Origin of the sequence: Streptomyces sp. NPDC048275, assembly GCF_040652275.1 — a bacterium.
Classification (GTDB): domain Bacteria; phylum Actinomycetota; class Actinomycetes; order Streptomycetales; family Streptomycetaceae; genus Streptomyces.
In genome coordinates, this window is sequence record NZ_JBEZLR010000070.1 from 20,708 (window position 1) to 44,931 (window position 24,224).

The following is a 24,224-nucleotide window of genomic DNA, read 5'->3' on the forward strand; positions in this document are numbered from 1 at the left end:
CACCGATGAGGAAAATATGGGTGAAAGCCTGGTAATAGATGGCAACTTGCTCGCCGATGTGGCTGATCTCCTCGGCGCAGAGCCCGAGATGGTCGGTTCAGGTGAGCATCTCCTTGAAGGCCAGACGGACTTCGTCCAGGCTGCCGACGCGGTCTGGGCGAGGACGTCGAGCTGTCCATGCCGCCGCCGGCCGTGCGGGCCATTTCCGCCGCCTCGACAGTTCCGTACGCCGTATGGTAATCCTTGGAGGGTACTTCCATACGTCGTATGGAAATGCTTCGCTCGGACCACGCCAGGCGCCACACATCGCCTGCCTGCAGCCGATGGTGCAGATCGCACCGATCGGGAAGGAAAGACCATGAAGAAGCCCACGAGGCGCGTTGCCATCACCGCTTTCTCCGTGGCGGTCGCAGGTGTCGCCGTTCTCGGTGCCGGGGGCACCGCTTCGGCCGCGACTTCTGCATCCGAGCACGTCCAACGCCCGGCTTTCAGCGTCAACGTCGACGACTACCGCTGGGACCACGGTGTCGGCTACCTGCTCGAACTGGGCTACTCCTGGGACGAGATCCATGGCTGGCACCACGACGGCCGGGATGAGATCAGCGGTTGCTGACCGCCGCCCAGGCAGGAGTGAAAGTCGATGGAGCCTTTGAAGACCGTCACGCAGGGGGTGGCCGTGCAGCTTGTCGTCTCGCGCACCTACTCGCTGCCCCTGTGCATGAGCCTGCGGTACGAGCCCACTGATCCCTATGTCGTCCGTGCCGCCTTTTACACCGACACCGACGAGCCGACCGAATGGGTCCTGGGGCGTGATCTTCTGGCCGATGGCCTGAGGGGTTCCGCAGGCCGTGGGGACATCCGGGTCTGGCCGGCCGTCGGCCGTGGCGACCAAGCGATGTACATCGTCCTCGAGTCTCCCGCGGGCACCGCCTTGCTCGAGGTTCCCATGCAGGACGTCAAGGCCTTCCTGGAGAACACGGAGGCGCTTGTGCCACGGGGTACCGAGTCCGGACACATCGATTGGGACCTCGAACTGGCGAACCTGTTTGCAAAAGGCTGAGAGAAGCCTCCCAACCGCCTTGCCGCTGGGGATCTTTGTCCCGGCGGCAGAAGAGAAGGAAAGAGTGTTCATGTCCCAGTACCAGCTTCGTGTCTACACATTGCGCAGCCCTGAGGCGCTCGTCGCCTACGAGAACATCTGGTCCAAGCACATTCCCGGTATGGCCAAGCACAGGATCACCACACACGGCGTCTGGACGGTGCCTGCGACCCCCGGGAGTGAGGAGCGCCAGCTGCACGCCCTCGTTTCCTACCGGGACGCCGACGACGTTCAGGAGCGGCTGGAGACGTACCTGTTGAGCCCCGAGTTCCGCGCGGACATGGAGGGCTTCAACATGAGCCAGATCGTCGGCGTCGCCGAGACCGTGCTGACGCCCACCGGCGACTCACCCTTGCGGTGACAGCAACCGAGCCGCTCGAAGTCTGCAGCGTACGGGCGGCCGACGCCCGGTGACATGGGGGCCCAGCCGACCGGGGGGGCGAACGCGTACCGGCCGCACCGTGCGCCAGGCTGCTGCCGCGTCCACAGCTCGGCCGGCCGAGTCATGCGCAGGGTCGTCGCCCGGAGTGCGACCGAGCCGCACGGCAGCGTCCAGGGCTCTGGCCACTGCCGGACACTGCAGCGCCTGGGACCGTACGAGACCGGAGACCATGCGCACCACCCAGGTGACCGAACCAGGGGCAAAGGTGAGCATGAAGTGGCGTAGCGCAGGCTGCGCCCGCAGGGCGCGCACGTGGATCCGTCGACGGTGTACACCATCAGGTCGGCCACGGATCGGTCGCCCGGCCCAGTCGCAGCACACCGCACATCTGCTGCGCCCGCGCGGACAGGCCTTTCCTGATGTGATGGGTGCTCCTCATGGGCCGCGGCCTGAGCCCGCCCGACCATGGGTCGGCCTCAGGCCGCAATGCTTCAGGACTGCCCAATCAATGGCCGACGCCCTGGCCGTCACCGTCGGCGGCGAGTCGGCCCTCCAAACCCGTGATGATCGTGTCCAGCGTCAGGCGGAAGACGCGGTTCTCGTCATGGCCTGGAGGGGTGAGCCCGCCTTCGCCGACAGTGGGGGGTTTGAGGCTCGTCCACCGGTGGAGCGCGCCATTGAGCTCGGCGGTGAGGACACCGGTGATGACGGCGCCCACGAGAGCGGTGAACTGCGGGAGCTCCGAGTGCGGCACCCCTGCGGCGTCCAGGGTCGCGGTAAGCGCAACCCAGAACGGGTCTTCGGGCTGAATGAAGTCCGCCTGGTGGCTGAACGAGTAGCCCATGAGCTTGGGGTGGCGGTGCGCCAGCGTCCGGAAATCCGTGGCGAGCAGGCGGATGCGCTCCTGCCAGGGAGCGTCCTCCAGCGTCACGGTGCGGAACTGGGTGCCGACCATTCTCGCCACTCCGCGCACCACGGCGTCCTTGTTCGGCACGTGGTGGTACAGCGACATCGGGTTCGCATCGAGCGCGGTCGCGAGTTTGCGCATGGTGAGCGCCTCGACCCCGTCCGCGTCGATGAGCCGCAGGGCGGCGGCATAGATCCCGGCCTCGGTCAGAGGCACCTCTCTCTTCCTGGTTCCCCGCGGGGGACGCTTCGCCTTTTCCATACGCGGACGGTATCAGTTTCATACAGCGTACGGAAATGACCTCGGCCACGCGGCGGCATGACGGTCACCCACGCAGTTCCGGGTTGCGGTCGACTTTCCATACGCCGTATGGTACCAATTCCATACGCCGTATGTTTCAGTGGTGCACCCCGGCATCGCCGGCGCCCTTGCCCATCCCCTCCCTGCACAGAGGAGCAAGCCATGACCACACAGTCCAAGAACGACCTGCGACCCATCCGGTCTCCGCGCGGGGTCCCCTTCCTCGGCCACACGCCGCAGATCCCCAGCACCAACCCGGTGGAGTACTTCGGCGAACTGGCCAAGCAGTTCCCCGAGGGGCTCTACGGCATGGAGATCGCCGGCATCGAGCAGGTCTTCGTCTGGGACCCGGACCTGGTGGCCGAAGTCTGCGACGAGACGCGGTTCTTCAAGCAGATCGACAAGACGCCGCTGGCCCATGTCCGGGACTACGCGGGAGCCGGCCTGTTCACGGCCCACCAGCACGAGGAGGAATGGGGCATGGCGCACCGAGTCCTCCTCCCGGCCTTCAGCCAGCGGGCTATGAAGGGCTACTTCGGGCAGATGCTGGAAATCGCCCAGAACCTGGTGGGCAAGTGGGAGCGCAGGGAGGGCCAGCCGGTCAACATCACCGACGACTACACCCGGCTGACCCTGGACACCATCGCCCTATCGGGGTTCGGTTACCGGTTCGACTCCTTCGCCAAGGAGGATCTGCACCCCTTCCTCAACGCGCTGCTGGAGGCGCTGGTCGAGTCGCTGCGGCGCTCGCAGGAGCTGCCGATGATGACCAAGATGCGCAAGGCCGATGACAAGAAGTACCGCGAGAACATCCGGCTGATGCGGGACCTGGTCGAGAGTGTGATCAAGGAGCGCCGTGAGGGGATGGGCACCGATGAGGATGACCTGCTGGGTCTGATGCTGGAGGCCACCGACCCGGAGACCGGCATGGGGCTGGACGACGACAACGTCCGTGACCAGGTGGTGACGTTCCTGATCGCCGGTCACGAGACCACCAGTGGCCTGCTGTCGTTCGCCACGTACTCGCTGATGCGCAACCCGCAGGTGCTGGCCCAGGCCTACGCCGAGGTGGACCGGCTGCTGCCGGGCGACACGGTCCCGGACTACGACACGATCATGCAGATGGACGTGATCCCGCGGATCCTGGAGGAGACCCTGCGCCTGTGGGCTCCCATCCCGATGATCGGCAAGTCGCCGATCGAGGACACCGTCATCGGCGGCTGCTACGAGCTGAAGAAGGGAGCGCGGGTCAACCTCCTCGAAGGCCCGCTGCACACCCACCCCAAGGCGTGGGACCAGCCGGAGGAGTTCGACATCGAGCGGTGGCTGCCGGAGAACCGGATCAACCACCACCCGCACGCCTACAAGCCGTTCGGTAACGGCGTGCGTGCCTGCATCGGCCGGCAGTTCGCGCTCACCGAGGCCCGCCTGGCCCTCGCGCTGGTGCTGCAGAAGTTCAAGTTCGCCGACACCGACGATTACAAGATGGACGTCAAGGAGGCGCTGACGCGCAAGCCCGGCGGCTTCGAACTGAAAGTGCGCGCCCGTCGGGAGCACGAGCGGACCGTGTTCGGCGCAGTGGACCTGCAGACGGACGACACGCGGGAGCAGGCCGCGGTCAGTGGTGTCGGGGTGAACCTGACCGTCGCCTACGGCTCCAGCCTCGGCTCGTGCGAGGACCTGGCGCGCACCATCGCCGACCGCAGCGAGCGTTCCGGCTTCGGCACCACCCTGGTCGGCCTGGACGAGCTGGGCGACAACCTGCCCACCGAGGGCCTGCTCGTGGTCGTGGCCTCCAGCTACAACGGCAAGGCCCCGGACAACGCGCAGCGTTTCGACGACCTGATCGCCGCCGGGCTCCCGGAGGGCTCGCTGTCCAACGTGCGGTTCGCGCTGCTGGGTGCCGGCAACACCCAGTGGGTGGCCACCTACCAGGGCTTCCCCAAGCGGATCGAGGCAGGCCTGCTGGCCGCCGGTGCCACCCCCGTCATCGAGCGCGGCATCGCGGATGCGGCCGGTGACTTCGACGGCATGGCCTCCCGCTGGATGGACACCCTGTGGACCACCCTGGCCGAGGAGTACGCCGCCGACACCTCCCAGGCCAGCGGCCCGCGCTACCAGGTTCAGCTGCTGACCGAGGCCGACGTGCGCCCCGCGATCGTCTCCGAGCAGGCCTACTCGCTGACCGTCGTCGCCAACGAGGAACTCGTCAGCGACGCGACCGGGCTGTGGGACTTCAGCCTCGAGCCGCCGCGCCCGGCCGCGAAGTCCATCACCATCGAGCTCCCCGAGGGTGTCACCTACGACACTGGCAACCACCTGGCCGTCTTCGCCAAGAACGAGCCCGCGCTGGTCAACCGTGCCCTGGCGGGGCTCGGCGTCGACCGTGACCAGGTGCTGCGCCTGGACCTGCCGGCCGGCGGCCGCACCCACCTCCCGGTCGGCACCCCCGTCACAGCAGGCCTGCTGCTCACCGAGTTCCTGGAGCTGCAGGACGTGGCCACCCGCTCCCAGATACAGACGCTGGCCGAGCACACCGAGTGCCCGTGGACCCGACCGCAGCTGCAGGCCTACACGGCCGACACCGCCGAATCCGAGGAGCGCTACCAGACTGAGATCCTGGGCAAGCGGGTCTCCGTGCTGGGCCTGCTGGAGCGCTTCCCGGCGGTCGAGCTGCCGCTGGCGGTCTTCCTGGACATGATGGGCCCGATCCGCCCGCGGTTCTACTCCATCTCCTCCGCCCCGCTGGCCAACCCGCGCCACGTGCGCCTGACCGTGGGCCTGTTGGAAGGCCCGGCCCTGTCCGGCGACGGCCAGTACCGCGGCACCTGCTCCGCCTACATCGCGCGTCTGGAGCCGGGAGATGTCTTCTACGGCTACGTGCGTGTGCCCTCCCCGACCTTCGCGCCGCCGGCCGACCCGGCCACGCCGCTGGTCCTCATCGGCCCGGGCACCGGCATCGCGCCGCTGCGCGGCTTCCTGGAGGAGCGCGCCTCGCAGCAGGAGAACGGCACCGAGGTGGGTCTGTCGCAGGTCTTCGTCGGCTGCCGCCACCCGGAGCACGACTACTTCTACCGGCAGGAGATGCAGGACTGGGAGCAGGCCGGGATCGCCCAGGTGCACACCGCCTACTCCGCGGTGACCGGCCACCCGGCCCGGTTCGTCCAGAACGCCATCGCCAACGCCGCCGACACGGTGTGGCAGGCCATCGAAGACGGCGCGTACATCTACGTCTGCGGTGACGGCCGCCGCATGGCGCCCGCCGTGCGCGAGGCCCTCGCGGCGGTCTACCGCGAGCGGACCGGCAGCGACGACGAGGCCGCCCAGCAGTGGCTCGCCCAGCTGGAAGCGGACGAGCGCTACCAGCAGGACGTCTTCGCCTGACCCCCCAGACGCCGGGAGGGTGCGGCGGTCCTGACACCCCGCACCCCTCCCGGCCACCACTCCCCCGCGAGGCACCACACGGCACCCGTCGGCCCGAACCGCCGGGAAATGCCGCTCACAGAAAGCAGATCCTCATGGACACCATGCTCGCCGGACGCTTCCACCTGGACAGCAAGAAGTTCGCCGTGGAGGAGGTCCCCGTCCCCGTTCCGGGCCCGGGTGAAATCCTGATCGAGGTGAAGGCCGCAGGCGTTTGCCTGTCGGACGTCCACCTGCTCGACGGCTCCCTCGTCCCGCTGTTCGCCACCTCCGACACGATCACCGTCGGCCACGAGGTCGCTGGTGTGATCCACACCCTCGGCCCCGACCTCAAGCGCGGCCTGACCGTCGGTACCCGCGTCACCCTGGAGGCCGGCAAGACCTGCGGCCAGTGCGCCGGCTGCGTGCGCCACCGCCCCTGCACCCAGATGCTCACCGCCGGCATCGACTACGACGGCGGCTGGGCCCAGTACACCCTCGCCCGCGAGGACACCCTCATCCCCATCCCCGACAACCTCCCCTTCGACCAGGCCGCGATCATCCCCGACGCGGTCTCCACCCCCTACGCCGCCGTCGTCTCCACCGCCGGAGTGCGCCCCGCACAGTCCGTCGGCATCTGGGGCGTGGGCGGTGTCGGCGCGCACAACGTCCGCGTCGCCCGCCTGGCCGGCGCCGCGCCGATCATCGCCGTCGACCCGCTGCCCGGCGCCCGGGAGCGTGCCCTGGCCTTCGGTGCGGACTTCGCCCTGGACCCGGCTGCCGACGACTTCGCCGACCAGATCCGCGCGGCCACCGCTGGACGAGGCCTTGACTTCGCCTTCGACTGCGCCGGCGTGCCCGCCGTCCGCGAGCAGGCCGCCGCCGCACTCGGCCTGGGCGGCTCCCTCATCCTGGTCGGCATCAGCCCCAGGCCCCTCACCATCACCGAGGGCCTGACCTTCAACTACCTGGGCAAGCAGGTGCGCGGCCACTACGGCGGCAGCCCCGAGTCCGTCACCGAGCTGGTCCGGCTGGCCGAGGTCGGCCGTCTCGACCTGGCCCCCTCCATCACCGACCACATCCCGCTCGCCGAGGCCGCCGAAGCGGTCAACCGGCTGGAGAACAAGATCGGCGACCCGATCCGCCTCATCCTCGTCCCCTGACAACTGAACAGAAAGTTCATCAAGACCACCTCTGGCAGGGGTGAGTGGGCGCCGGTGCTTGAGGGAGCACCGGCGCCCACGGCTTCCCGGTACCCGGGTCTGGCGCATACCGACTCCGTGGCAGATGAAGTCGGGCAGGGCGAGCCGGGTGATACCTCTGCGTGGGACGCACCGATGTACTGGCCGCCGCGGGAGGAACGGAACGCGAAGTCTCCCGGTGAGCGCAACGCCGAAGTGGAGAATCAGATGACTCCTTGTCCGCGTTCAGGTGTACGCCGACAGGTGCCGCATCGTCAGCCAGTGGAAGCCCCCGAGGAACCTCGCGATCGTCCCGGCGGGCCGGGCGAGATGGTGCTCATACGACCCCAGGAAAACCCTCCAAGTCCAGCGCTGCCGCGTCCGAGAAGAGCTTTGGCGTGCCCAGGGCGCACTCCGCCCAGACCGTCTTGCCACGTCGGGCATGGCGCGTTCCCCAGTGCTCGGCGAGTTGGGCGACGAGGAACAGACCTCGCCCGCCCTCGTCCAAGACACGGGCCCGGCGCAGGTGCGGAGTCGTGCTGCCGGCATCCGCGACCTCGCACATGAGGGTGCGATCGTGGATGAGACGCAGCTGGATGGGAGGCCGGCCGTAGCGGATGGCGTTGGTGACCAGTTCGCTGACGACCAGTTCGGCGGTGAAGTCGAGTTCCTCCAGTCCCCAGGTGGTCAGCTGCTCGGAGACGTTCGCTCTGGCCCGGGCGACCTCGGCCGGGTCGGCATCCACGTCCCAAGTGGCGACCTGACGGTCCCCGAGGGCGTGGGTGCGGGCCAGGAGGAGTGCCACGTCGTCGTCCGGTCGGTCTGCGGGCAGCAGCGCTTCGAGGACGGTGTCGCAGGTCGCCTCCAGGGAGGCGGAGGGCCGCGCGAGGGCGTGGCACAGTCGGGTGAGGCCCGCCTCGATGTCGTGGTCGAGGGCCTCGATCAGGCCGTCGGTGTAGAGGGCGATGAGGCTGCCCTCGGGCAGGTCGATCTCCGCCGCCTCGAACGGCAGGCCGCCCAGGCCGAGTGGCGGGCCGGCGGGCAGCTCGAGGATCTCGGCGGTTCCGTCCCGGGTCATCACGGCGGGCAGCACGTGGCCCGCGCGGGCGAGGGTGCAGCTGCGGGCGACGGGATCATAAACGGCGTACAGGCAGGTGGCCCCGATGTCCCCCGCGGGTTCGGTGTCCGTTTGGGCAGAGACCTCGGAAGAGACTTCGGCGGCCAGGCGGATGACGACGTCGTCCAGGTGGGTGAGGAGTTCGTCGGGCGGCAGGTCGATGTCGGCGAGGGTGCGCACGGCGGTCCGCAGCCGACCCATGGTGGCGGCGGCGTGGATGCCGTGGCCGACCACGTCGCCCACCACGAGTGCGACCCGGGCGCCGGACAGCGGGATAACGTCGTACCAGTCGCCGCCCACGCCGAGCTGGGCGGCAGCAGGCAGGTAGCGGCAGGCGACCTCTACGGCGGACAGCGCGGGTGTGCTGCGCGGGAGCAGACTGCGCTGGAGAGTGAGGGCGGTGGCGCGAGCGTGCGTGTATCGGCGGGCGTTGTCGATGGCCACCGCCGCCCTGGCCGCGACCTCCTGGGCGAGGAGCAGGTCCTCGTCCCCGTACGCGTCGGGCTTGTGGTGACGGAAGAACTGGGCCACACCCAGCGTGGTGCCACGGGCGCACAGCGGCACCAGCAGCATTGATGCGGACGGGCCGAGGTGGTGCCGTGTGGGCCGGCCGGTGATCAGGGCGCGAGCCGGTGGTGATCCGTCCGGATACTCGTGGAGCTGCTGCGGCGGAACCGGCGATTCCCCGTAGATCGCTTCCAGGGAGGTCGTCTCGGGGTAACCGTCCATCACCGACCGCTGGGCGACCCGGCGGACCACGAGTGTGTCCTTCGCAGGAGGCTCGTCTCCGGAAGACGTGTCGAGGAGGTCGACGGTGACGGCGTCGGCGAAGTGCTCGGTGGCCAGGTCCGCCAACTCCTGGGCGGTGCGGGCGATGTCCAGGGTCGTTCCGACGCGTAGGCTCGCCTCGTTCACCACCGACAGCCGCCACTGCACCTGGCGATCCCGTTCCGCCTGGAAGGTCAGGACGCCCGTCTCCGATGTGCGGTCCAGGTACCCGGTCATCAGTGCGATCAGCTTGCGTGCCTCCGCGTTGATCAGCTCTGCGTCACTGGTGAGCCGGGGCAGCTCTTCGAGCAGCCGGTCGACGATACGGCCCTGCGCGAGCCGGAGGGCGCGCAGCATCGCTGTGACCGGCTTCCCGCGCTGAGCCAGCCGACGTGCTCGCGCTGCGTCGGCGGCCGGCGGATCGATCCGCCTTGGCTCGATGTCGTGTTCGATGCCGAAAAGTATGGCAATGACATGCTCGGCGACGTTCTCCCGCGTCATCTGCGCGATGTCGGTTTCGTCCCACAACTCGGGGACCTCGCGCCGCAGGCATTGCTCTACGTCGTGGATCAGCTCGTCCGCTCGCGGACTGAGCTCGTGCGCGGCACGGGACAGAAGACTGTCCGCGGCGAGGTCCACACTGACGACGTTACGCCGTCCTGGTGGACCGCGAAGCCTCAGGCGGCTGCGCGGTGTCCGGGAGGAGCCCGGTCTCACGGGCTGGTCGTGGTCGAGGACGAGGGGGCCGTGCGGCCACCGGCGAACCGGGTGACGCCCACGGCTTTCCGGTGCCCACGAGGCTTGACGCAGCCGGTCCTCCGGGTCAACCGAGGTGGGGCAGCGGCCGCCGGGTCACCTGGTGAGCGTCGCCCGGCGGGACACCCAGCATGCGCAGGACCATCTCGGCCAGGTCCGAGGCGGCCTCGTCGCCGTCGAGGTCGGGGCGGGCCAGCCGCAGCGCCACGAGGGACAGCAGCGTCCCGCCGAGGGCGGACAGGGCGGTGGTCGGGTTGGCGCAGGTGAAGCGGCCCGAGGCGATGCCGGTCTCCAGGTCGCGCAGGGCTCGCGGGGCGAGGCCCCCGTCGGTGTGGATCTGAGCCAGACCGCGGTCACGCAGGATCCGCATGAGTTCAGGGTGCGAGTCGGCCATCCGGGCGGTGAGCCGGAACCCCGCCGCGACGAGCTCGGCCGGGTCGTCGATTCCTTGTACGCGCTCGTCTATGACCTGCCCGAACTCCTCCAGGGCGTCTGTCACCGCGGCGTCGAACAGCTCCGTCTTGGACTCGAAGTGGTTGTAGAAGGAGCCGAAACCGACGTCCGCGCGCTCGGCGATGGCTTGGATGCTGGCGCTGGTGTCCCCGGTCTCCGCGAGGATCTGCCGGGCCGCACGGACGAGCGCCTGACGGGTCTCGGCGCGGCGCCGTTCGAAGCGGTTCTTGGGCGGGGCTGACGTCGGCATATGGCGAGTGTAACAACCGTCACGATCAGTCTGCCATTACTGATGAGATCATCAATTATTTGGGTCCACCCTATTGACGATGAGTAACGGCAAAGTTGATGATTTCCTCATTACAGCAGTGTTGCTTGGAGGACACCATGTCCCATACCTCCGTTAACAGGGCCGCTCCCCAGACGCCCCACCAAGATCTCCACAGTGAGCAGGGCTGCTTGCGCGGTGAGCATCCGGGGCGGTCCCGGAATCCCGTGATCAAGGTGGCCGACCTGGCCTGGCTGGAGTTCGAGAAGCCCGACCTGGACCGGGCCGAGGTCTTCGCCCGTGACTTCGGCTTCGCGATCGTCGCCCGCACCGAGGGCGAGCTGTGGCTGCGCGGCACCTTCGCCGGCTCGCCGTGCATGGTGATCCGCAAGGGGCGCACGTCCCGCTTCATCGGACCGGCGTTCCGCGCGGCCGAGCGGACCGACCTGGACCGGCTGGCCCGCGCCACCGGCAGTACCGTCCGGGACATCGGCCTACCGGGCGGTGGGCAGTCGGTCGCCCTGCTCGATCCCTCGGGCCTGCCGGTCCGGGTCGTGCACTGCGCCGAGCAGCTGCCCGAGCTGCCCGAGCAGCAGCGGCTGATCCTCAACTTCGGTACCGATCACCGGCGTACGAACGCCACCCAGCGTCCGCCCCGTGAGCCGTCCCGTATCCAACGGCTGGGCCATGTGGTGCTGGAGACACGGGTGTTCGCCCGCACCCTGGACTGGTACCTGGACACCCTCGGGATGATCGTGTCCGACTTCCTGTTCCTGGACGGGCAGCGCGGGCGCGGGCCGACGATGGCGTTCGTCCGGTGCGACCAGGGGAGCGTGGCCGTCGATCACCACACGCTGGCCCTGCACCTGGGGCCCGGTACCGGCTACGTCCACTCCGCCTACCAGGTCACCGACCTCGACGCGATCGGCGCCGGCGGGGAGTACCTGGCCGAGCGCGGTTACCAGCGCAGCTGGGGCATCGGCCGGCACATCCAGGGCAGCCAGCTGTTCGACTACTGGCGCGACCCCGACCACTTCATGCTGGAGCACTTCGCCGACGGCGACCTCTTCTCCTGCGACCTGGAGCCCGGCTGGGCGCCGATGTCGGCGAGCGGCCTGGCCCAGTGGGGCCCGCCGGTCACCCGCGACTTCCTGGGCGCAAGCCCGTCCCCCGCCAAGCTGCGCGAGGTCATGACGGCCCTGCGTGGCGACAACGAACTCGACCCCGCACGCCTGCTGGGCCTGATGAAAGCGATGAGCTCATGAGCACCAACGTTCTGCGCACCACCGACGGCTGGTGGGTCGTCCGCGACGAGCGCGCCGTCCGCGTCGAGACCAAGGCCGTCACTACCGCGGAACTGCTCGCCGACCGGGACGCGGTCCGCGAGGCCGCTGCCTCCGCCGAGAGCGGCACGCCCGTCGCCGACCTGGTGGCGCTGCCTCCGGTCACCACCCCCTGCCGGGTGGTCGCCCAGATGGTCAACTACCGCAGCCACGCCAAGGATTCGGGCTTCACCGGCGACATCCCGCCCACCTTCTTCCGCAAGGCGTCCGGCTCGGTCAGCGGCCCGCACGAGAAGATCGTCCGCCCCGCGCACGTGAAGTTCCTCGACTACGAGGTGGAACTCGGCCTCGTCATGGGCGCGACCCTGCCCGTGGGCACCGTCGTCGAGGAGCAGGACCTGCCGCGCTACGTAGCCGGCCTTGTCCTGACCAACGACGTCAGCGCCCGCGACGTCCAGCTGACCAAGACCCAGTTCTACGAGAGCAAGTCCTATCCGACCTTCACGCCGACGGGCCCGTACCTGGCCCTGCTGGAGCCCGAGGACTTCGCCCATCTGCTGAACCTGCGGTTGCAGCTGTCGGTCAACGGCGTGTCGCGCCAGGACCGCACGCTGGCCGACATGATCGTACGGCCCGCACAGGCGCTCACCCTGCTCGCCCGCTTCCAGACCCTCGACCCGGGCGACCTGCTGCTGACCGGCACTCCCGGCGGCACTGCGCTGAAGGCCCCGCCCAAGGCGGCCGAGAAGATCGGGGCGCTGCTGCCGCCCGCACTGAAGTGGAAGGCGTTCTTCAAGGGCCAGGCCAAGAACCCCCGCTACCTGCGCAACGGTGACCTCATCACCGCCACGATCGCCACCCCGGACGGGCGGATCGACCTCGGCGAGCAGCGGACCCCCGTTACGGACGCATCATGAAGGCCGCATCCCGGAGACCTGTGGTGATCATCGGTGCGGGACCCGTCGGGGTCATGGCCGCCCTCTTGCTCGCCCGGCTCGGAGTGCGCAGCTTGCTCCTCGAACGCCACCGGGACATCTACCCCCTGCCGCGCGCCGTCGTCGTGGACGACGAGATCCGCCGGATCCTGCAGAGCGTCGGTGTCCACGAGGAATTCGCCGCCCTCGCCCGCCCGGCGCCCGGGCTGCGGCTGCTGGACGCCCGGCGCCGCGTGATCACCGAATTCCCGCGGTCCATGCACGGACACCACGGCTTCCCGCAGACCAGCATGTTCAACCAGCCCGAGCTGGAACGCCTGCTGCGTGACGCCTTGGCGCGCCGCCCGGAGTGCGAGCTGTGGAGCGGGGTGGAGGTCGTGTCCGTCACCCAGTCCGTCACCCAGTCCGTCGCACGGGACACCGACGGACCGAACGACCCGACGGGTCCGGTCCGGGTTGCCTTCCGGCGCGACGGCAGCGACGAGGAGGAGCACCTGTGGGCCGATGCCGTCCTCGGCTGCGACGGTGCGGGCAGTCTCACCCGTGACGCCATCGGCACCGACTGGGAGGACCTGCACTTCGAGGAGAGCTGGCGGGTCATCGACGTGCGCACCAGCCGCCCGGTGCGTACCTGGGAAGGCGCCGAGCAGATCTGCTGCCCCACCCGGCCTGCCACCTTCATGCGCATCAGCGAGGACCGCTACCGCTGGGAGTTCCGGCTGGCCGACGACCAGAACCTGGACGGCCCGGACGGATGGGAGCGCCTGCGCGAGCTGGTCGCCCCCTGGGTGGACCTGCCGCCCGACGCCTCGCAGGGCGACGACTTCGAGGTGATACGGCAGGCGCAGTACACCTTCCAGGCCCGTCTCGCCGGCCGGTGGCGCAGGGGGCGTGTCTTCCTGCTGGGGGACGCCGCCCACCTCACCCCGCCCTTCGTCGGGCAAGGTCTGTGCGCGGGCCTGCGCGATGCCTACAACCTCACCTGGAAGCTCGCCCACGTCCTCCAACAGGGCGCACACGACGGGCTGCTGGACACCTACGAACGCGAGCGCAAGCCGCACGCCCGCCATGTGATCCGCGTGGCGGTCGCCGTCGGCTGGGCCATGACCGGCGGACAGGACCGCGGTGCGGCGTTCCGCCGGGCCGTCGTGGGCACGGTCTGTCGCATCCCCGGCGTGACCGAGGCGGTGAGCCGTGACCTCAGCCCCGCCCTGACCGCCGGTCCACTCGTACGGCGCCGCCCCAGGCTGACCGGCCGCGTGCTGGCCGGCACCTTCTGCCCGCAGCCCTGGGTACGGCACGACGGCAGGCGCGTGCGCCTCGATGACGTCCTCGGGGACTCCTTCGCCGTCCTGACCGCTGTGCCACCCACGGCGCAGATGACGGCCGTGGCCACCGCACTGGGCGCCCCGACGATCCACGCCGACGACCTGGGCGACGACGGCACCCTGGCCGGCTGGCTGGCACGCGGCCGTGCCGACGCCGTCCTGCTGCGCCCCGACCGTGTCGTGATGGACACCGTCCCGGCCGGCACCGGCGACTTCACGGACACCGTCGCCTGGGCCCCCCTGCTGCACACGGCCCGCCGTACCGCCGACGCCCGGCCCGCCTGACGAGGAGCACCACACCGTGACCACCCCGCACCTTGTGCCGTATCCGGAACCCTTCTTCACTCCCGACCCGAAGTCGGCCGCCCACAGCCGCATCGCGGACTTCGCCCGATGGGCGGCCCAGCACCGGGACGCCGAAGGGATCCAGGACCCCACGGACTACCGAGCCCTGTACCAGTGGTCCGTCACCGACCTCGAAGGGTTCTGGGCCGCGGTGTGGGAGTACTTCGACATCGACGCGACGACTCCGTACGAGGAGGTGCTGGCCGAGGAGACCATGCCCGGCGCCCGCTGGTTCCCCGGCGCCACCCTCAACTACGTCCATCACGCGCTGCGCAACCTGCAGCCGGACGCTCCCGCGATCACCGCCCTGGACGAGACCGGAGTCGGCTATGAGATCACGGGCCGGGAGCTGCGCGCCCGGGTCGCCTCCGTCGCTGCCAGCCTGCGCGACCTGGGCGTCGGACAGGGCGACCGGGTGGTGGGCTATCTGCCCAACACCCCCCACGCCGTCATCGCCTTCCTCGCCACCGCAAGCCTGGGCGCGGTGTGGTCGGTGTGCGGCCAGGACTACGCACCCAAGGCCGCCGCCGACCGCTTCGCCCAGCTCGAACCCACGGTGCTCATCACCGCTGACGGCTACCTCTTCAACGGCGCCACACACGACCGCCGCGCCGCCTCACTCGAACTCGCCGCCGCCCTGCCGACGCTGGAGGCCACGGTGCTCGTGGACCACGTGGGCCTTGCCTGGCCCGAGGGCAGGGACTCGGGGCTGACGGTTCCCTGGGAGGACGCGGCTACTCGCGTCGAGTACCTCGCCATCGCCCCGGTGCCGTTCGACCACCCTCTGTGGGTCGTCTTCTCCTCCGGCACCACCGGACTGCCCAAGGGCATCGTCCACGGGCACGGCGGGGTCCTGCTCGAACACCTCAAGATGCTCGGTCTGCACACCGATCTGGGCACCGGGGACCGCCTGCTGTGGTACACCACCACCCACTGGATGATGTGGAACCTGGTCGTCTCCACCCTGCTGACCGGTGCCACCACCTGCACCTACGACGGCAGCCCGGCACCGCAGGCGCGTCCGGACGTCCTGTGGGAGCTGGCGGCCCGTCACAAGGTCACCGTCTTCGGCACCAGTCCTCAGTACCTGCTGGCCATGGCCAAGCTGGGCATCGAACCCTCCGTGCACGACCTGTCGGCCATCCGCGTCGTCGGCTGCACCGGCTCCGCTCTGCCCGCCTCCGCCTACCCCTGGGTCCGCGACCATGTGGGCGCAGGCGTCCAGCTGGCCTCCACCAGCGGCGGCACGGACATCGTCTCCGGCTTCGCCGGCAGCGCCTCCACGACCCCCGTCTGGGCGGGGGAGCTGTCCGCCCCCGGCCTGGGCGTGGCGCTGGCCGCCTACGACGCGACGGGCACCCCTGTCCTCGATCAGGTCGGCGAACTGGTCGTCACCCGGCCCATGCCATCCATGCCGCTGTACTTCTGGAACGACCCCGACGGCAGCCGCTACCGCGACGCCTACTTCGGCGCCTACCCCGGTATATGGCGGCACGGCGACTGGATCACGCTCACCTCGCACGGCTCGGTGATCGTCCACGGCCGCTCCGACGCTACCCTCAACCGCAACGGTGTGCGCCTGGGCAGTGCCGACATCCACGACGTCGTCGAACACCTCCCCGAGATCACCGAGGCCCTCGTCATCGGCGCGGAGGAACCCGACGGCGGCTACTGGATGCCGCTCTTCGTGGTCCTCGCCGACGGGGTCGGCCTGGACGACTCCCTGCGCGACCGGATCCGCGACGCGATCCGCGCCGGCGCCTCACCCCGCCATGTGCCCGACGAGATCCTCGCCGTACCGGCTCTCCCGCACACGAAGACCGGCAAGAAACTCGAGGTTCCCGTCAAGCGCCTGCTCCAGGGTGCTCCCGCCGAGCAGGTCCTGAACCCCGCGGCGGTCGACAACCCCGAGCTGATCGCCTACTTCGCCCGCCTGGGCGCGGAGCGGAACAAGCGCTCAGCACACCACACATGAGTCGGCCAGGGGACCACAGGCCCACGTGACAGCACCGCAATCCTTGTGTCCCGCCCGGCTCCGCAAACCCCGTCCCCACGGGGTGGTGCCGGGGCGGTCAACCCGCCCCGGCACCACACACAACCGAAGTAAGAGAGAAATGATGAGCATGACCGACCGCGAACCGCAGGCCCTCGATGTCCTCGACGACGCCGGGCGAAAGGTGCTGTTCACCGAGGCCCGCACCGCGAACACCTTCGCCGAGGTGGCCGTCGCCGACGACGAACTCGCCATGATCTGGGAACTCGCCCGCTGGTCGCCGAGCGCCGCCAACGGCCAGCCTCTGCGCGTGCTCTTCGTGCGCACCCCCGAGGGCAAGGAGCGACTCGTCCGGCATCTCGACGAGGGCAACAGGGCCAAGACGCTCAGTGCGCCGGCCGTGGCGATCCTGGCGTACGACGCCGACTTCCACGAGCAGATGCCGACAGTCTTCCCGGCTCGCGGCGACATGCTGCGAGCGGCGTTCGCCGACCTGATCGAGAAGCGCGAGAGCCTTGCCGCCTACAACTCGGCGTTGCAGACCGGGGTCTTCCTGCTCGCCGTGCGCGCAGCGGGGCTGGCGGCCGGTCCCATGGCGGGCTTCGACCGGGCCGGCGTGGACGAGGAGTTCTTCGCCGGTACCAGCTGGCGTTCGCATCTGGTGGTCAACATCGGTCACCCCGGTGCCGACCCGTGGTTCCCGCGGCTGCCCCGCGTGCCCGTCGAGGACGCCGTCGCCTGGGCCTGAGGGCACTGCCGCCGCCTGGTAGGTGAGAGGCACCATGCCGTGGGTGCCGGTGCTCTTCTGAGTACCGGCACCCACTTTTACCGAGGTGGCTGTGATGGATTTTCTGCAGAGGAGTCAGGGCACGAGAACGAGACCAGGACGCCGACCGGCACCGTGACAATAAGTGCGCCGTTCTGCCGAGCTCACGCATCGCCCGCTGTCAGTCGGCCTGTTGCTCGGCGGGCCGCAGCCCGGCGGTCCACTTCTCCTCGACACGGCTGAGCTTCCACACGGCCAGGGCAGCAGCCCGCGTGGCGAAGAAGAAGCCGACGACGAAGCCGATGGTGTTCAGGTCCAGACCGCCTATCCAGTCCCAGAACGCGCCGTGCAGGTCGGCCTTGTCGGCGAGCAGGCCCAGCAGCTCGGCAGTGCCAACGACCCCGCCGCAGAGGAAGCCCTCCAGCACCCGGCCCTCAAGCCGCTCCTCGCCCAAGCCGCCAGCTGACCCACACCCCGGAAGGGGGCGCCACCCCACACCCCCTCCGGGACCTTGACCGCCCCGCCTTGCTCGGCCCGCGTGGCCACGTCGACACACTGCCCGCACCGGCGACCGAGCCTGCGACGGTGAAGGCCTTCGCTCGCTCGCGCGGATCGGTGAAGGTGGTCATCAGGAGCGACAGCGCGGTGTCCGGCAGGTCGGCTCGCACGAGGAGCTGCTGCGCCGAGGTGGCGCGTACACGGCACTGCACAGCGGCCGGCTCGCCTGATCCCGCTTCCGGGAGGGTGGGCCGGCCGCCGCGCCGGGCCGCTACTGCCCGGCGTGCGCCTTCTCCAGAGCCGCGATGTCCAGCTTGCCCATCTGGAGCATCGCCTGCATCGTCCGGGCCGCCTTCGCCGGGTCGGCGTCGCGGATCAGTTCGATGAGCCGGGTCGGGACGATCTGCCAGGACAGTCCGTACTTGTCCTTGAGCCAGCCGCAGGGGCCTGCCTCACCGCCGTCGCCGATGAACTTGTTCCAGTAGTGGTCCACCTCCTCCTGGTCCTCGCAGTCGATCTGGAACGAGATGGCCTCGTCGAAGGTGAACTGCGGGCCGCCGTTCAGCGCGACGAACTTCTGTCCGTTGGCCACGAACTCGGCGGTCAGGACGGAACCGGCGGGGCCGGGCCCGGCCTCCGTGTAGCGGTCGATCCTGCCGAGCCGGGAGTTCTTGAAGATCGAGACGTAGTAGTGCGCGGCCTCCTCGGCCTGGCCGTCGAACCACAGACACGTCGTGAAACCGTCGGCGGGCATGCGTACCTCCTCGGGCGGGAATGTCGTCACTTCTGTCGACTGATCGTCGTCCGAGAAGTCATCGGCGGCGCGCCTACCGGATCCGTCCAGGTCCGAAATGTCCGCACTCGTCGTGCCGAGCATTCCCGGGTTCGGGCTCTCCGGGCCGACGCGCGACACCCGCTGGGAGTTCCAGCGGGTGGCCGCCGCGTTCGCGGAGCTCATGGCGCGCCTCGGTTACGAGCGGTTCGGCGCCCAGGGCGGCGACTGGGGCGGGGCCATCTCCCGTGAGCTGGGCCGGGCGTACCCCGAGCGGCCCATCGGCGTGCACCTCAATCTGCTCCCCGGATCGTCCGCGGTCACCGAGCCGACTCCCGAGGAACTGGCCGCGCTCAGCCCCGAAGAACGCGAGCGCACACTGGCGTCGTGGCAGCGGGCCAGGAATGGCGCCGCGGCGAGGGCGGATACGCCGAGCAGCAGTCCACCCGGCCGCAGACCCTCAGCTATGCGCTCACCGACTCGCCGGTGGGTCAACTCGCCTGGATCATCGAGAAGTTCAGGCAGTGGACGGACGCGAAGGACCGTCCCGAGGAAGCCGTCGACCGGGACCTGATGCTGACCAACGTGATGCTGTACTGGCTCACCGGCACGGCCGGGTCGTCGGCCCGCATCTCCTACGAGCGGGCGCACGCGGACTACCGTGGCACGGCGTCCGAGCCGTCGACCGTACCGACCGCGCTGGCCGTCTTCCCGCACGAGCCCCTGATCCCGCTGCGGCATCTCGCGAACCGCGCGAACAACATCGTGCGGTGGACGGAATTCGACCAGGGCGGACACTTCACCGCGGCGGAGGAGCCCGAGCTGCTGGTCGCGGATGTGCGGGCCTCCTTCCGGACGCTGCGCGCACACCACTGAGGCCGCCCGGGCGCCGACGCGGACGGCTGTCTGCCCGTAGCGAATCTGCCGCGGGCAGAGAAAGCTGACTCAGGAGTGCGTTCGGTCCGAGAGTGGTGATCGCGGCGATGGCAGCCGCGCCACCACAAGGAGGACCGATGACTCCACCCCTCACCGGCCGACACCCGGCCCTCGCACCACGGGCCGAGGAGGGCGACACCCCGGCGACACGCTTCGACGACCATCTGGCCGCGCAGCTGCTCGCACAGCGGATCGTCCTCCTCGGCACCCAGGTCGACGAGGTCTCCGCGAACCGGGTCTGCGCCCAGTTGCTCCTGCTGTCGGCGGAGGACCCGCGGACCGACATCAGCCTGTACATCAACAGCCCGGGCGGATCGGTGACCGCGGGTCTCGCGATCTACGACACGATGCGGCTGATCCCGAACGACGTCTCGACGCTCGCCATGGGGTTCGCCGCGAGCATGGGGCAGTTCCTGCTGAGCGTGGGCACACACGGCAAGCGTTTCGCGCTGCCGAACGCGCGGATCATGATGCATCAGCCGTCGGCCGGGATCGGCGGCACCACCGCCGACATCGAGATCCAGGCGCAGAACCTGGAGTTCACCAAGCGGGCCATCGAGCGGATCACCGCGGAGCACACCGGCCAGAGCGAGGAGACGATCTCCCGGGACGGCGACCGCGACCGCTGGTTCACGGCCGAACAGGCCAAGGAGTACGGCATGGTGGACCGGGTCGTGGAGTCGCTCGAGGACGTCCGCCCGGCCGCGTCACGGCGACGGATGGGGCTCTGACATGGGTACGTACACGATTCCGAACGTCGTCGAGCGCACCCCGCAGGGCGAGCGGTCGTACGACGTCTTCAGTCGGCTGCTGTCCGAGCGGATCATCTTTCTCGGCACGGAGATCGACGACGGGGTCGCGAACGTCGTCATCGCGCAACTCCTGCATCTGGAGTCGTCGAGTCCGGAGAACGAGATCGCGATCTACATCAACTCGCCTGGTGGCTCGTTCACTTCGCTCATGGCGATCTACGACACGATGACGTACGTCCAGGCACCGATCTCGACGTGCTGCGTCGGCCAGGCGGCCTCGACGGCGGCGGTGTTGCTGGCCGGGGGCGATCCCGGGCGGCGGTTCGTGCTGGAGCACGCGCGCGTGCTGCTCGGTCAGCCCGCGAGCGGCGGCCGGCAGGGCACCGTCTCGGACCTCACACTCCAGGCCAAGGAGATGCTCCGCATCCGCTCGCAGGTCGAGGAGGTCCTCTCCCGGCACACGCACCACGACAGCGCGACGCTGCGCGCGGACATGGACCGCGACAAGGTCTTCACGGCGCAGGAGGCCGTGGCGTACGGGCTCGCGGACGAGGTGCTGAGCCGACGGCCCGCGGTGATCTGACACGGGGCCACCGCGAGCCGGTCGTCCCGGGTCAGGCGGCGAGGCACAGGCCGTTGTACCGCGGGTTCGCCGTGGTACGGCTGCGGGCGGGCCTCAGCTCGGAGAGGCGCGTCAGCTCGTCCTGGGCCAGCGAGAGCAGATCAGTGAGACCGAGGCCGAGGGCGCGCGCGGCGGCCGCGAGGACTTCCGACGAAGCCTCCTTGCGGCCGCGCTCCAGCTCCGAGAGGTACGGCATCGAGATGCGGGCCGCGTCGGCCACGTCCTTGAGCGTGCGCTCCTGCGCGAGCCGCTCCCGCCGCAGGACGTCACCCACGAGGTCGCGCCACAACGGCTCCTTGCTCCTGGGGGCCGGTGGCGCCTGCCGGGGCGCGAGGGCCGGCCCCGGCACGGTCGCCGGGCGCAGCGGGATGACGCGGGTGTCGTTCGGCGCTTGGTTGCTCACCTCGTCAGCGTAGAAGCGCCGGCTCGCTGCTCACAACCCGACCCCCGCGCACGCCTGTTGCGCCGAAAACGAACACACATGGGTTCCCGTGTCCGGGGTAGTCGCGCTAACACGATGCTGGACAGGCGAACAGTGAGTTTCATGGGAGAGGTAATGGACACCACCGTGAGCCGGTCGAAGGTCACCCAGGAGTCGGCCAGGACCAGGACTGGTGAGGCGCCACTGCCGAACGTCGAGAATCCACGGGCGGTGGCTCCTCGTGACGCGCGAGAGTTGTCCCGTCAGTTCTTCCAGCGCCTGTCGGAACTCGACGAAGGCACACGCGAGTACCAGTACGCGCGCAACACCCTGATCGAGATGAACATGTCGCTGGTCCGCTTCGCCGCGGGCCGCTTCCGCCATCGCGGGGACGACCTGGAGGACATCGCCCAGGTCGGAATGATCGGTCTGATCAAGGCCATAGACAGGTTCGAGGTCTCGCGCGAGGTCGAGTTCACCTCCTTCGCCCTGCCGTACATCGTCGGTGAGATCAAGCGCTTCTTCCGTGACACGACGTGGGCCGTCCATGTGCCGCGCAGGCTGCAGGAGTTGCGTGTGGAGCTGGCCAAGGCACGGGAGGAACTGGCGAGTCGTATCGACCGGGAACCGACCGTGGCCGAGCTGGCCACGCTGATGAACCTGTCCGAGAACGAGGTGATCGAGGCCCGGATCGCCGCCAACGGCTACAACTCGTCCTCGTTGGACGCCGCGCTCACCGGAGAGGGCAGCCAGGACGGTGAGGCGGTCCTCGCCGACTTCATCGGCGTGGAGGACGACGGGATGCGGCTCGTCGAGGAGCTCCAGACGCTCGCTCCCCTGGTGTCGGAGCTCAGTGAACGCGACCGGCAGATCATTCATCTGCGGTTCGTGGAGGAAGCCACCCAGGCAGAGATCGGGGAGCGTCTCGGCTGCTCCCAGATGCATGTCTCCCGTCTCATCAAGCGGATCATCGAGCGGCTGCGCAGCGGCATGCTGAGTGACCTGAACCGGGTCGAGCGGGCCTGACACCGGGTCCGCCGGCACACTTCAGCGCAGCCACTGGTCCTGCTGCGCGGGCCGGTACAGCGTCACGGCCCGCGTCAGCTTGTCGAGCACCAGCCGCGGTGCCGCGACCCGGGTCACCTCGCCGTCGTACGAGAACCGCGGGTCGCCGTGCAGCACTTCGAGCCGCAGACTGCGCACCTGCGCCGTGGTGAGGACCCGGCTGTTGTGCAGGGTGCCGGTCAGGACGGCCAGCAGCAGCCGCGTCCTGGCCAGCGGAGTACCGGCGTCGACGGCGCGGACGTCCAGCAGACCGTCGTCCAGCTGTGTCCGGTACGTGGGCGCGAATCCGGCGGGGTGATAGATGCCGTTGCCCGCGAACAGGAGCCACAGCCGCTTGGGGCGGCCGTTGACCGAGATGTCCACGGGGCTGCCGTCGGCGAGGACCTTGGCCAGACCGACCACGAGCGCGGGCCACTTCCCGATCCGCTTCTCCAGCTTTTCCCGGGCGCCGACCAGATCCGAGTAGACGCCGAGGCTGAAGGTGTTGAGGAACAGCTGCTCCGGTCCGCCCGGCGCACGGGCCCGCCCGAGGTCCGCGACGACCGCGTCCCCGCCCTGCACGGCTCGTACGGCGTCGTCCAGGGACTGATTGCCCAGGTCGACGGCGAAGTGGTTGAAGGTGCCGCCGGGAAACACCGCGAGCGGCAGGCCGAGCCGGGCGGCGACCTCCGTCGCGGCGTTGATCGTCCCGTCGCCGCCGCAGGCGCCGAGCGCGCCGCCCTGCTCCTTCGCCCGCCGGCCGGCCTGCTCCAGGAGTTCCGTGAGGTCCTGTCCCTCCTGCGGCACCGTGATCTCCGCCTTGGGCAGCGCGGCCCGCAGGTACTCGCTCGCGTCGGGCGCATCGGCGCTCCACGAGAGGCCCGAGGACGGGTTGACCACGATGTGCAGGCCGGCGCCCCCGGGCAGCGCGGCAGCGGGCCGGCGCGGTGGTGCCGCCGCGGCTGCCGTCTCCGGCTTGACCGGCCACCAGCGTGCGGTCAGCGCGGCGGCGCCGACCCCGATCGCCACGCCCACGGCCAAGTCGCCCGGGTGCCGGACCCCGGAACGCACGCGTGCCATGGCCAATGCGGCGGTGCCCGGCACCACGAGCAGCCCGTACCGGGGAGCTTCGAGGAGGACTCCGGCGGTGAACGCGGCGGTCGGCGCGACGTGACCGGCCGCTTCGAGTGGCCCTGCCTTCCGTGTCGCCGGGTGCCCCAGAGCACGCGTCACCGCCACTGCGAGGGCTACGGCGCCGACGCCCCGCAGCGCCGCCCGGCGCGCGGTCCGGTTCCCGGTCGCGCCCAGGGCAGCGGCCGCACCACCCCAGAGGAGACCGCCCGCGGCGATCCGCCGCCACCCTGTCTCACGCCTTCTCATGAGAGCCCCACCCTTGCGTTCGACAACGGATCCCGACGGATCCCCTGGGTGGCCGGGTCAACGACGCAGGTCGAGCTCGGCCTTGACACGTTTTCCGACCGGCACTCGACCGACGGTCACCTTCGTCGCGAGCGCGTGGACGATCTCCAGTCCGTGCCGCCCCACACGTTCGGGATCCCGCGGACAGGGCCGGGGCAGGGTGGCGCTGCTGTCGTAGACGGTGACGGACACGGAGGTGTCGGTTCCCTCCAGTTCCAGGATGTAGGGCCCATGGCTGTGCCGGTCCGCGTTGGTGACCAGTTCGCTGACGACCAGGAGAAGGTCGCCGTCGGCCCGTTCGTCGATCTCGGCACACCATTCCGACCGGAGTTGTTCGAGAAACGACTCGGCGAAATGGCGTGCTTCGGCGATGCACCCCGGCTCGCCGGTGTAGTGCGCCGCCCGCCGAAGCGGTTCCACGGGCACGTCGAAGCCAGTCGGTATCACCACTCCGTCCAAGGGCTCGATCATGGGCGT

At 69.7% G+C, this 24,224-nt stretch carries 20 protein-coding genes and 2 pseudogenes; 14 read left to right on the forward strand and 8 right to left on the reverse strand.

What is annotated here, in order from left to right:
• Positions 1-358 precede the first annotated feature (358 nt).
• The 3 genes from AB0D57_RS32405 (at position 359) to AB0D57_RS32415 (ending at position 1,460) form a co-directional block, all read left to right on the forward strand.
• The gene (locus AB0D57_RS32405; protein WP_362081130.1) at positions 359-613 is read left to right on the forward strand and encodes a hypothetical protein; all 255 of its coding nucleotides are present in this window, start codon (positions 359-361) and stop codon (positions 611-613) included.
• Between the two features lie 27 nt (positions 614-640).
• A complete protein-coding gene (locus AB0D57_RS32410; protein WP_362081133.1) occupies positions 641-1,060 on the forward strand; it encodes an SsgA family sporulation/cell division regulator in 420 nt (139 codons plus the stop codon).
• Between the two features lie 70 nt (positions 1,061-1,130).
• On the forward strand, positions 1,131-1,460 hold the full coding sequence (locus AB0D57_RS32415; protein WP_362081136.1) for an NIPSNAP family protein: 330 nt from the start codon (positions 1,131-1,133) through the stop codon (positions 1,458-1,460).
• 526 nt (positions 1,461-1,986) lie between these two features.
• Here AB0D57_RS32415 and AB0D57_RS32420 read toward each other — a convergent pair.
• A complete protein-coding gene (locus AB0D57_RS32420) occupies positions 1,987-2,604 on the reverse strand; it encodes a TetR/AcrR family transcriptional regulator (protein WP_362081139.1) in 618 nt (205 codons plus the stop codon).
• A gap of 246 nt (positions 2,605-2,850) precedes the next feature.
• Here AB0D57_RS32420 and AB0D57_RS32425 point away from each other — a divergent pair, with 246 nt between their 5' ends.
• Both AB0D57_RS32425 and AB0D57_RS32430 read left to right on the forward strand, forming a co-directional pair.
• Positions 2,851-6,072, forward strand: a complete 3,222-nt coding sequence (locus tag AB0D57_RS32425; protein WP_362081142.1) for a cytochrome P450 — start codon at positions 2,851-2,853, stop codon at positions 6,070-6,072.
• Positions 6,073-6,206: 134 nt separating this feature from the next.
• Entirely contained in the window at positions 6,207-7,253 is a 1,047-nt protein-coding gene (locus AB0D57_RS32430) for a zinc-binding dehydrogenase (protein ID WP_362081145.1), read from the forward strand.
• 355 nt (positions 7,254-7,608) lie between these two features.
• Here the strand turns inward: AB0D57_RS32430 and AB0D57_RS32435 are convergent, their stop codons facing one another.
• Positions 7,609-9,795, reverse strand: coding sequence for a SpoIIE family protein phosphatase (locus AB0D57_RS32435; protein WP_362081148.1), 2,187 nt, complete (start codon positions 9,793-9,795; stop codon positions 7,609-7,611).
• A gap of 184 nt (positions 9,796-9,979) precedes the next feature.
• Positions 9,980-10,615, reverse strand: a complete 636-nt coding sequence (locus AB0D57_RS32440) for a TetR/AcrR family transcriptional regulator (protein ID WP_362081152.1) — start codon at positions 10,613-10,615, stop codon at positions 9,980-9,982.
• A gap of 137 nt (positions 10,616-10,752) precedes the next feature.
• On the opposite strand from AB0D57_RS32440, the gene AB0D57_RS32445 reads away from it, so the two are divergent.
• The 5 genes from AB0D57_RS32445 to AB0D57_RS32465 all read left to right on the forward strand — a co-directional run bounded on the left by AB0D57_RS32445 (position 10,753) and on the right by AB0D57_RS32465 (position 17,265).
• Positions 10,753-11,898, forward strand: a complete 1,146-nt coding sequence (locus AB0D57_RS32445; protein ID WP_362081155.1) for a VOC family protein — start codon at positions 10,753-10,755, stop codon at positions 11,896-11,898.
• Positions 11,895-12,833, forward strand: a complete 939-nt coding sequence (locus AB0D57_RS32450; RefSeq protein ID WP_362081158.1) for a fumarylacetoacetate hydrolase family protein — start codon at positions 11,895-11,897, stop codon at positions 12,831-12,833. Before AB0D57_RS32445 ends, AB0D57_RS32450 begins: the two co-directional genes overlap by 4 nt.
• On the forward strand, positions 12,830-14,464 hold the full coding sequence (locus AB0D57_RS32455; RefSeq protein WP_362081162.1) for a bifunctional 3-(3-hydroxy-phenyl)propionate/3-hydroxycinnamic acid hydroxylase: 1,635 nt from the start codon (positions 12,830-12,832) through the stop codon (positions 14,462-14,464). The genes AB0D57_RS32450 and AB0D57_RS32455 overlap by 4 nt, the downstream gene beginning before the upstream one ends.
• Positions 14,465-14,480: 16 nt before the next feature.
• Positions 14,481-16,499: an acetoacetate--CoA ligase gene (locus tag AB0D57_RS32460; protein WP_362081165.1), complete on the forward strand. Its 2,019-nt coding sequence runs from the start codon at positions 14,481-14,483 to the stop codon at positions 16,497-16,499.
• Between the two features lie 148 nt (positions 16,500-16,647).
• Positions 16,648-17,265, forward strand: coding sequence for a malonic semialdehyde reductase (locus AB0D57_RS32465; protein ID WP_362081168.1), 618 nt, complete (start codon positions 16,648-16,650; stop codon positions 17,263-17,265).
• Between the two features lie 199 nt (positions 17,266-17,464).
• On the opposite strand, the pseudogene AB0D57_RS32470 reads toward AB0D57_RS32465, so the two are convergent.
• Together AB0D57_RS32470 and AB0D57_RS32475 are read right to left on the reverse strand one after the other, a co-directional pair.
• A pseudogene (locus AB0D57_RS32470) lies at positions 17,465-17,683 on the reverse strand (HoxN/HupN/NixA family nickel/cobalt transporter); the annotation flags it as partial.
• Between the two features lie 369 nt (positions 17,684-18,052).
• Complete coding sequence (locus AB0D57_RS32475; RefSeq protein WP_362081171.1) at positions 18,053-18,535, reverse strand: VOC family protein; 483 nt, start codon at positions 18,533-18,535, stop codon at positions 18,053-18,055.
• Positions 18,536-18,641: 106 nt separating this feature from the next.
• Between AB0D57_RS32475 and AB0D57_RS32480 the strand changes: the two are divergent.
• The 3 genes and pseudogenes from AB0D57_RS32480 to AB0D57_RS32490 form a co-directional block, all read left to right on the forward strand.
• Positions 18,642-19,429, forward strand: a pseudogene (locus tag AB0D57_RS32480) (alpha/beta fold hydrolase); the annotation flags it as partial.
• A gap of 137 nt (positions 19,430-19,566) precedes the next feature.
• Positions 19,567-20,220, forward strand: coding sequence for an ATP-dependent Clp protease proteolytic subunit (locus AB0D57_RS32485; RefSeq protein WP_362081174.1), 654 nt, complete (start codon positions 19,567-19,569; stop codon positions 20,218-20,220).
• A 1-nt stretch (position 20,221) separates the two neighbouring features.
• Positions 20,222-20,824 carry an ATP-dependent Clp protease proteolytic subunit gene (locus AB0D57_RS32490; protein WP_362081177.1) on the forward strand — a complete coding sequence of 201 codons (603 nt, stop codon included), beginning with the start codon at positions 20,222-20,224 and terminating at the stop codon, positions 20,822-20,824.
• Between the two features lie 31 nt (positions 20,825-20,855).
• On the opposite strand, the gene AB0D57_RS32495 is transcribed toward AB0D57_RS32490, so the two are convergent.
• Entirely contained in the window at positions 20,856-21,266 is a 411-nt protein-coding gene (locus AB0D57_RS32495; RefSeq protein WP_362081180.1) for a helix-turn-helix domain-containing protein, read from the reverse strand.
• 153 nt (positions 21,267-21,419) lie between these two features.
• On the opposite strand from AB0D57_RS32495, the gene AB0D57_RS32500 reads away from it, so the two are divergent.
• A complete protein-coding gene (locus AB0D57_RS32500; protein WP_362081184.1) occupies positions 21,420-22,310 on the forward strand; it encodes a SigB/SigF/SigG family RNA polymerase sigma factor in 891 nt (296 codons plus the stop codon).
• A gap of 21 nt (positions 22,311-22,331) precedes the next feature.
• Here AB0D57_RS32500 and AB0D57_RS32505 read toward each other — a convergent pair whose 3' ends face one another.
• Positions 22,332-23,708 (reverse strand): diacylglycerol kinase family protein, encoded by a 1,377-nt coding sequence (locus tag AB0D57_RS32505; RefSeq protein ID WP_362081187.1) that lies wholly within the window; start codon positions 23,706-23,708, stop codon positions 22,332-22,334.
• Between the two features lie 57 nt (positions 23,709-23,765).
• Positions 23,766-24,218, reverse strand: a complete 453-nt coding sequence (locus AB0D57_RS32510) for an ATP-binding protein (protein WP_362081190.1) — start codon at positions 24,216-24,218, stop codon at positions 23,766-23,768.
• Between the last annotated feature and the right edge of the window lie 6 nt (positions 24,219-24,224).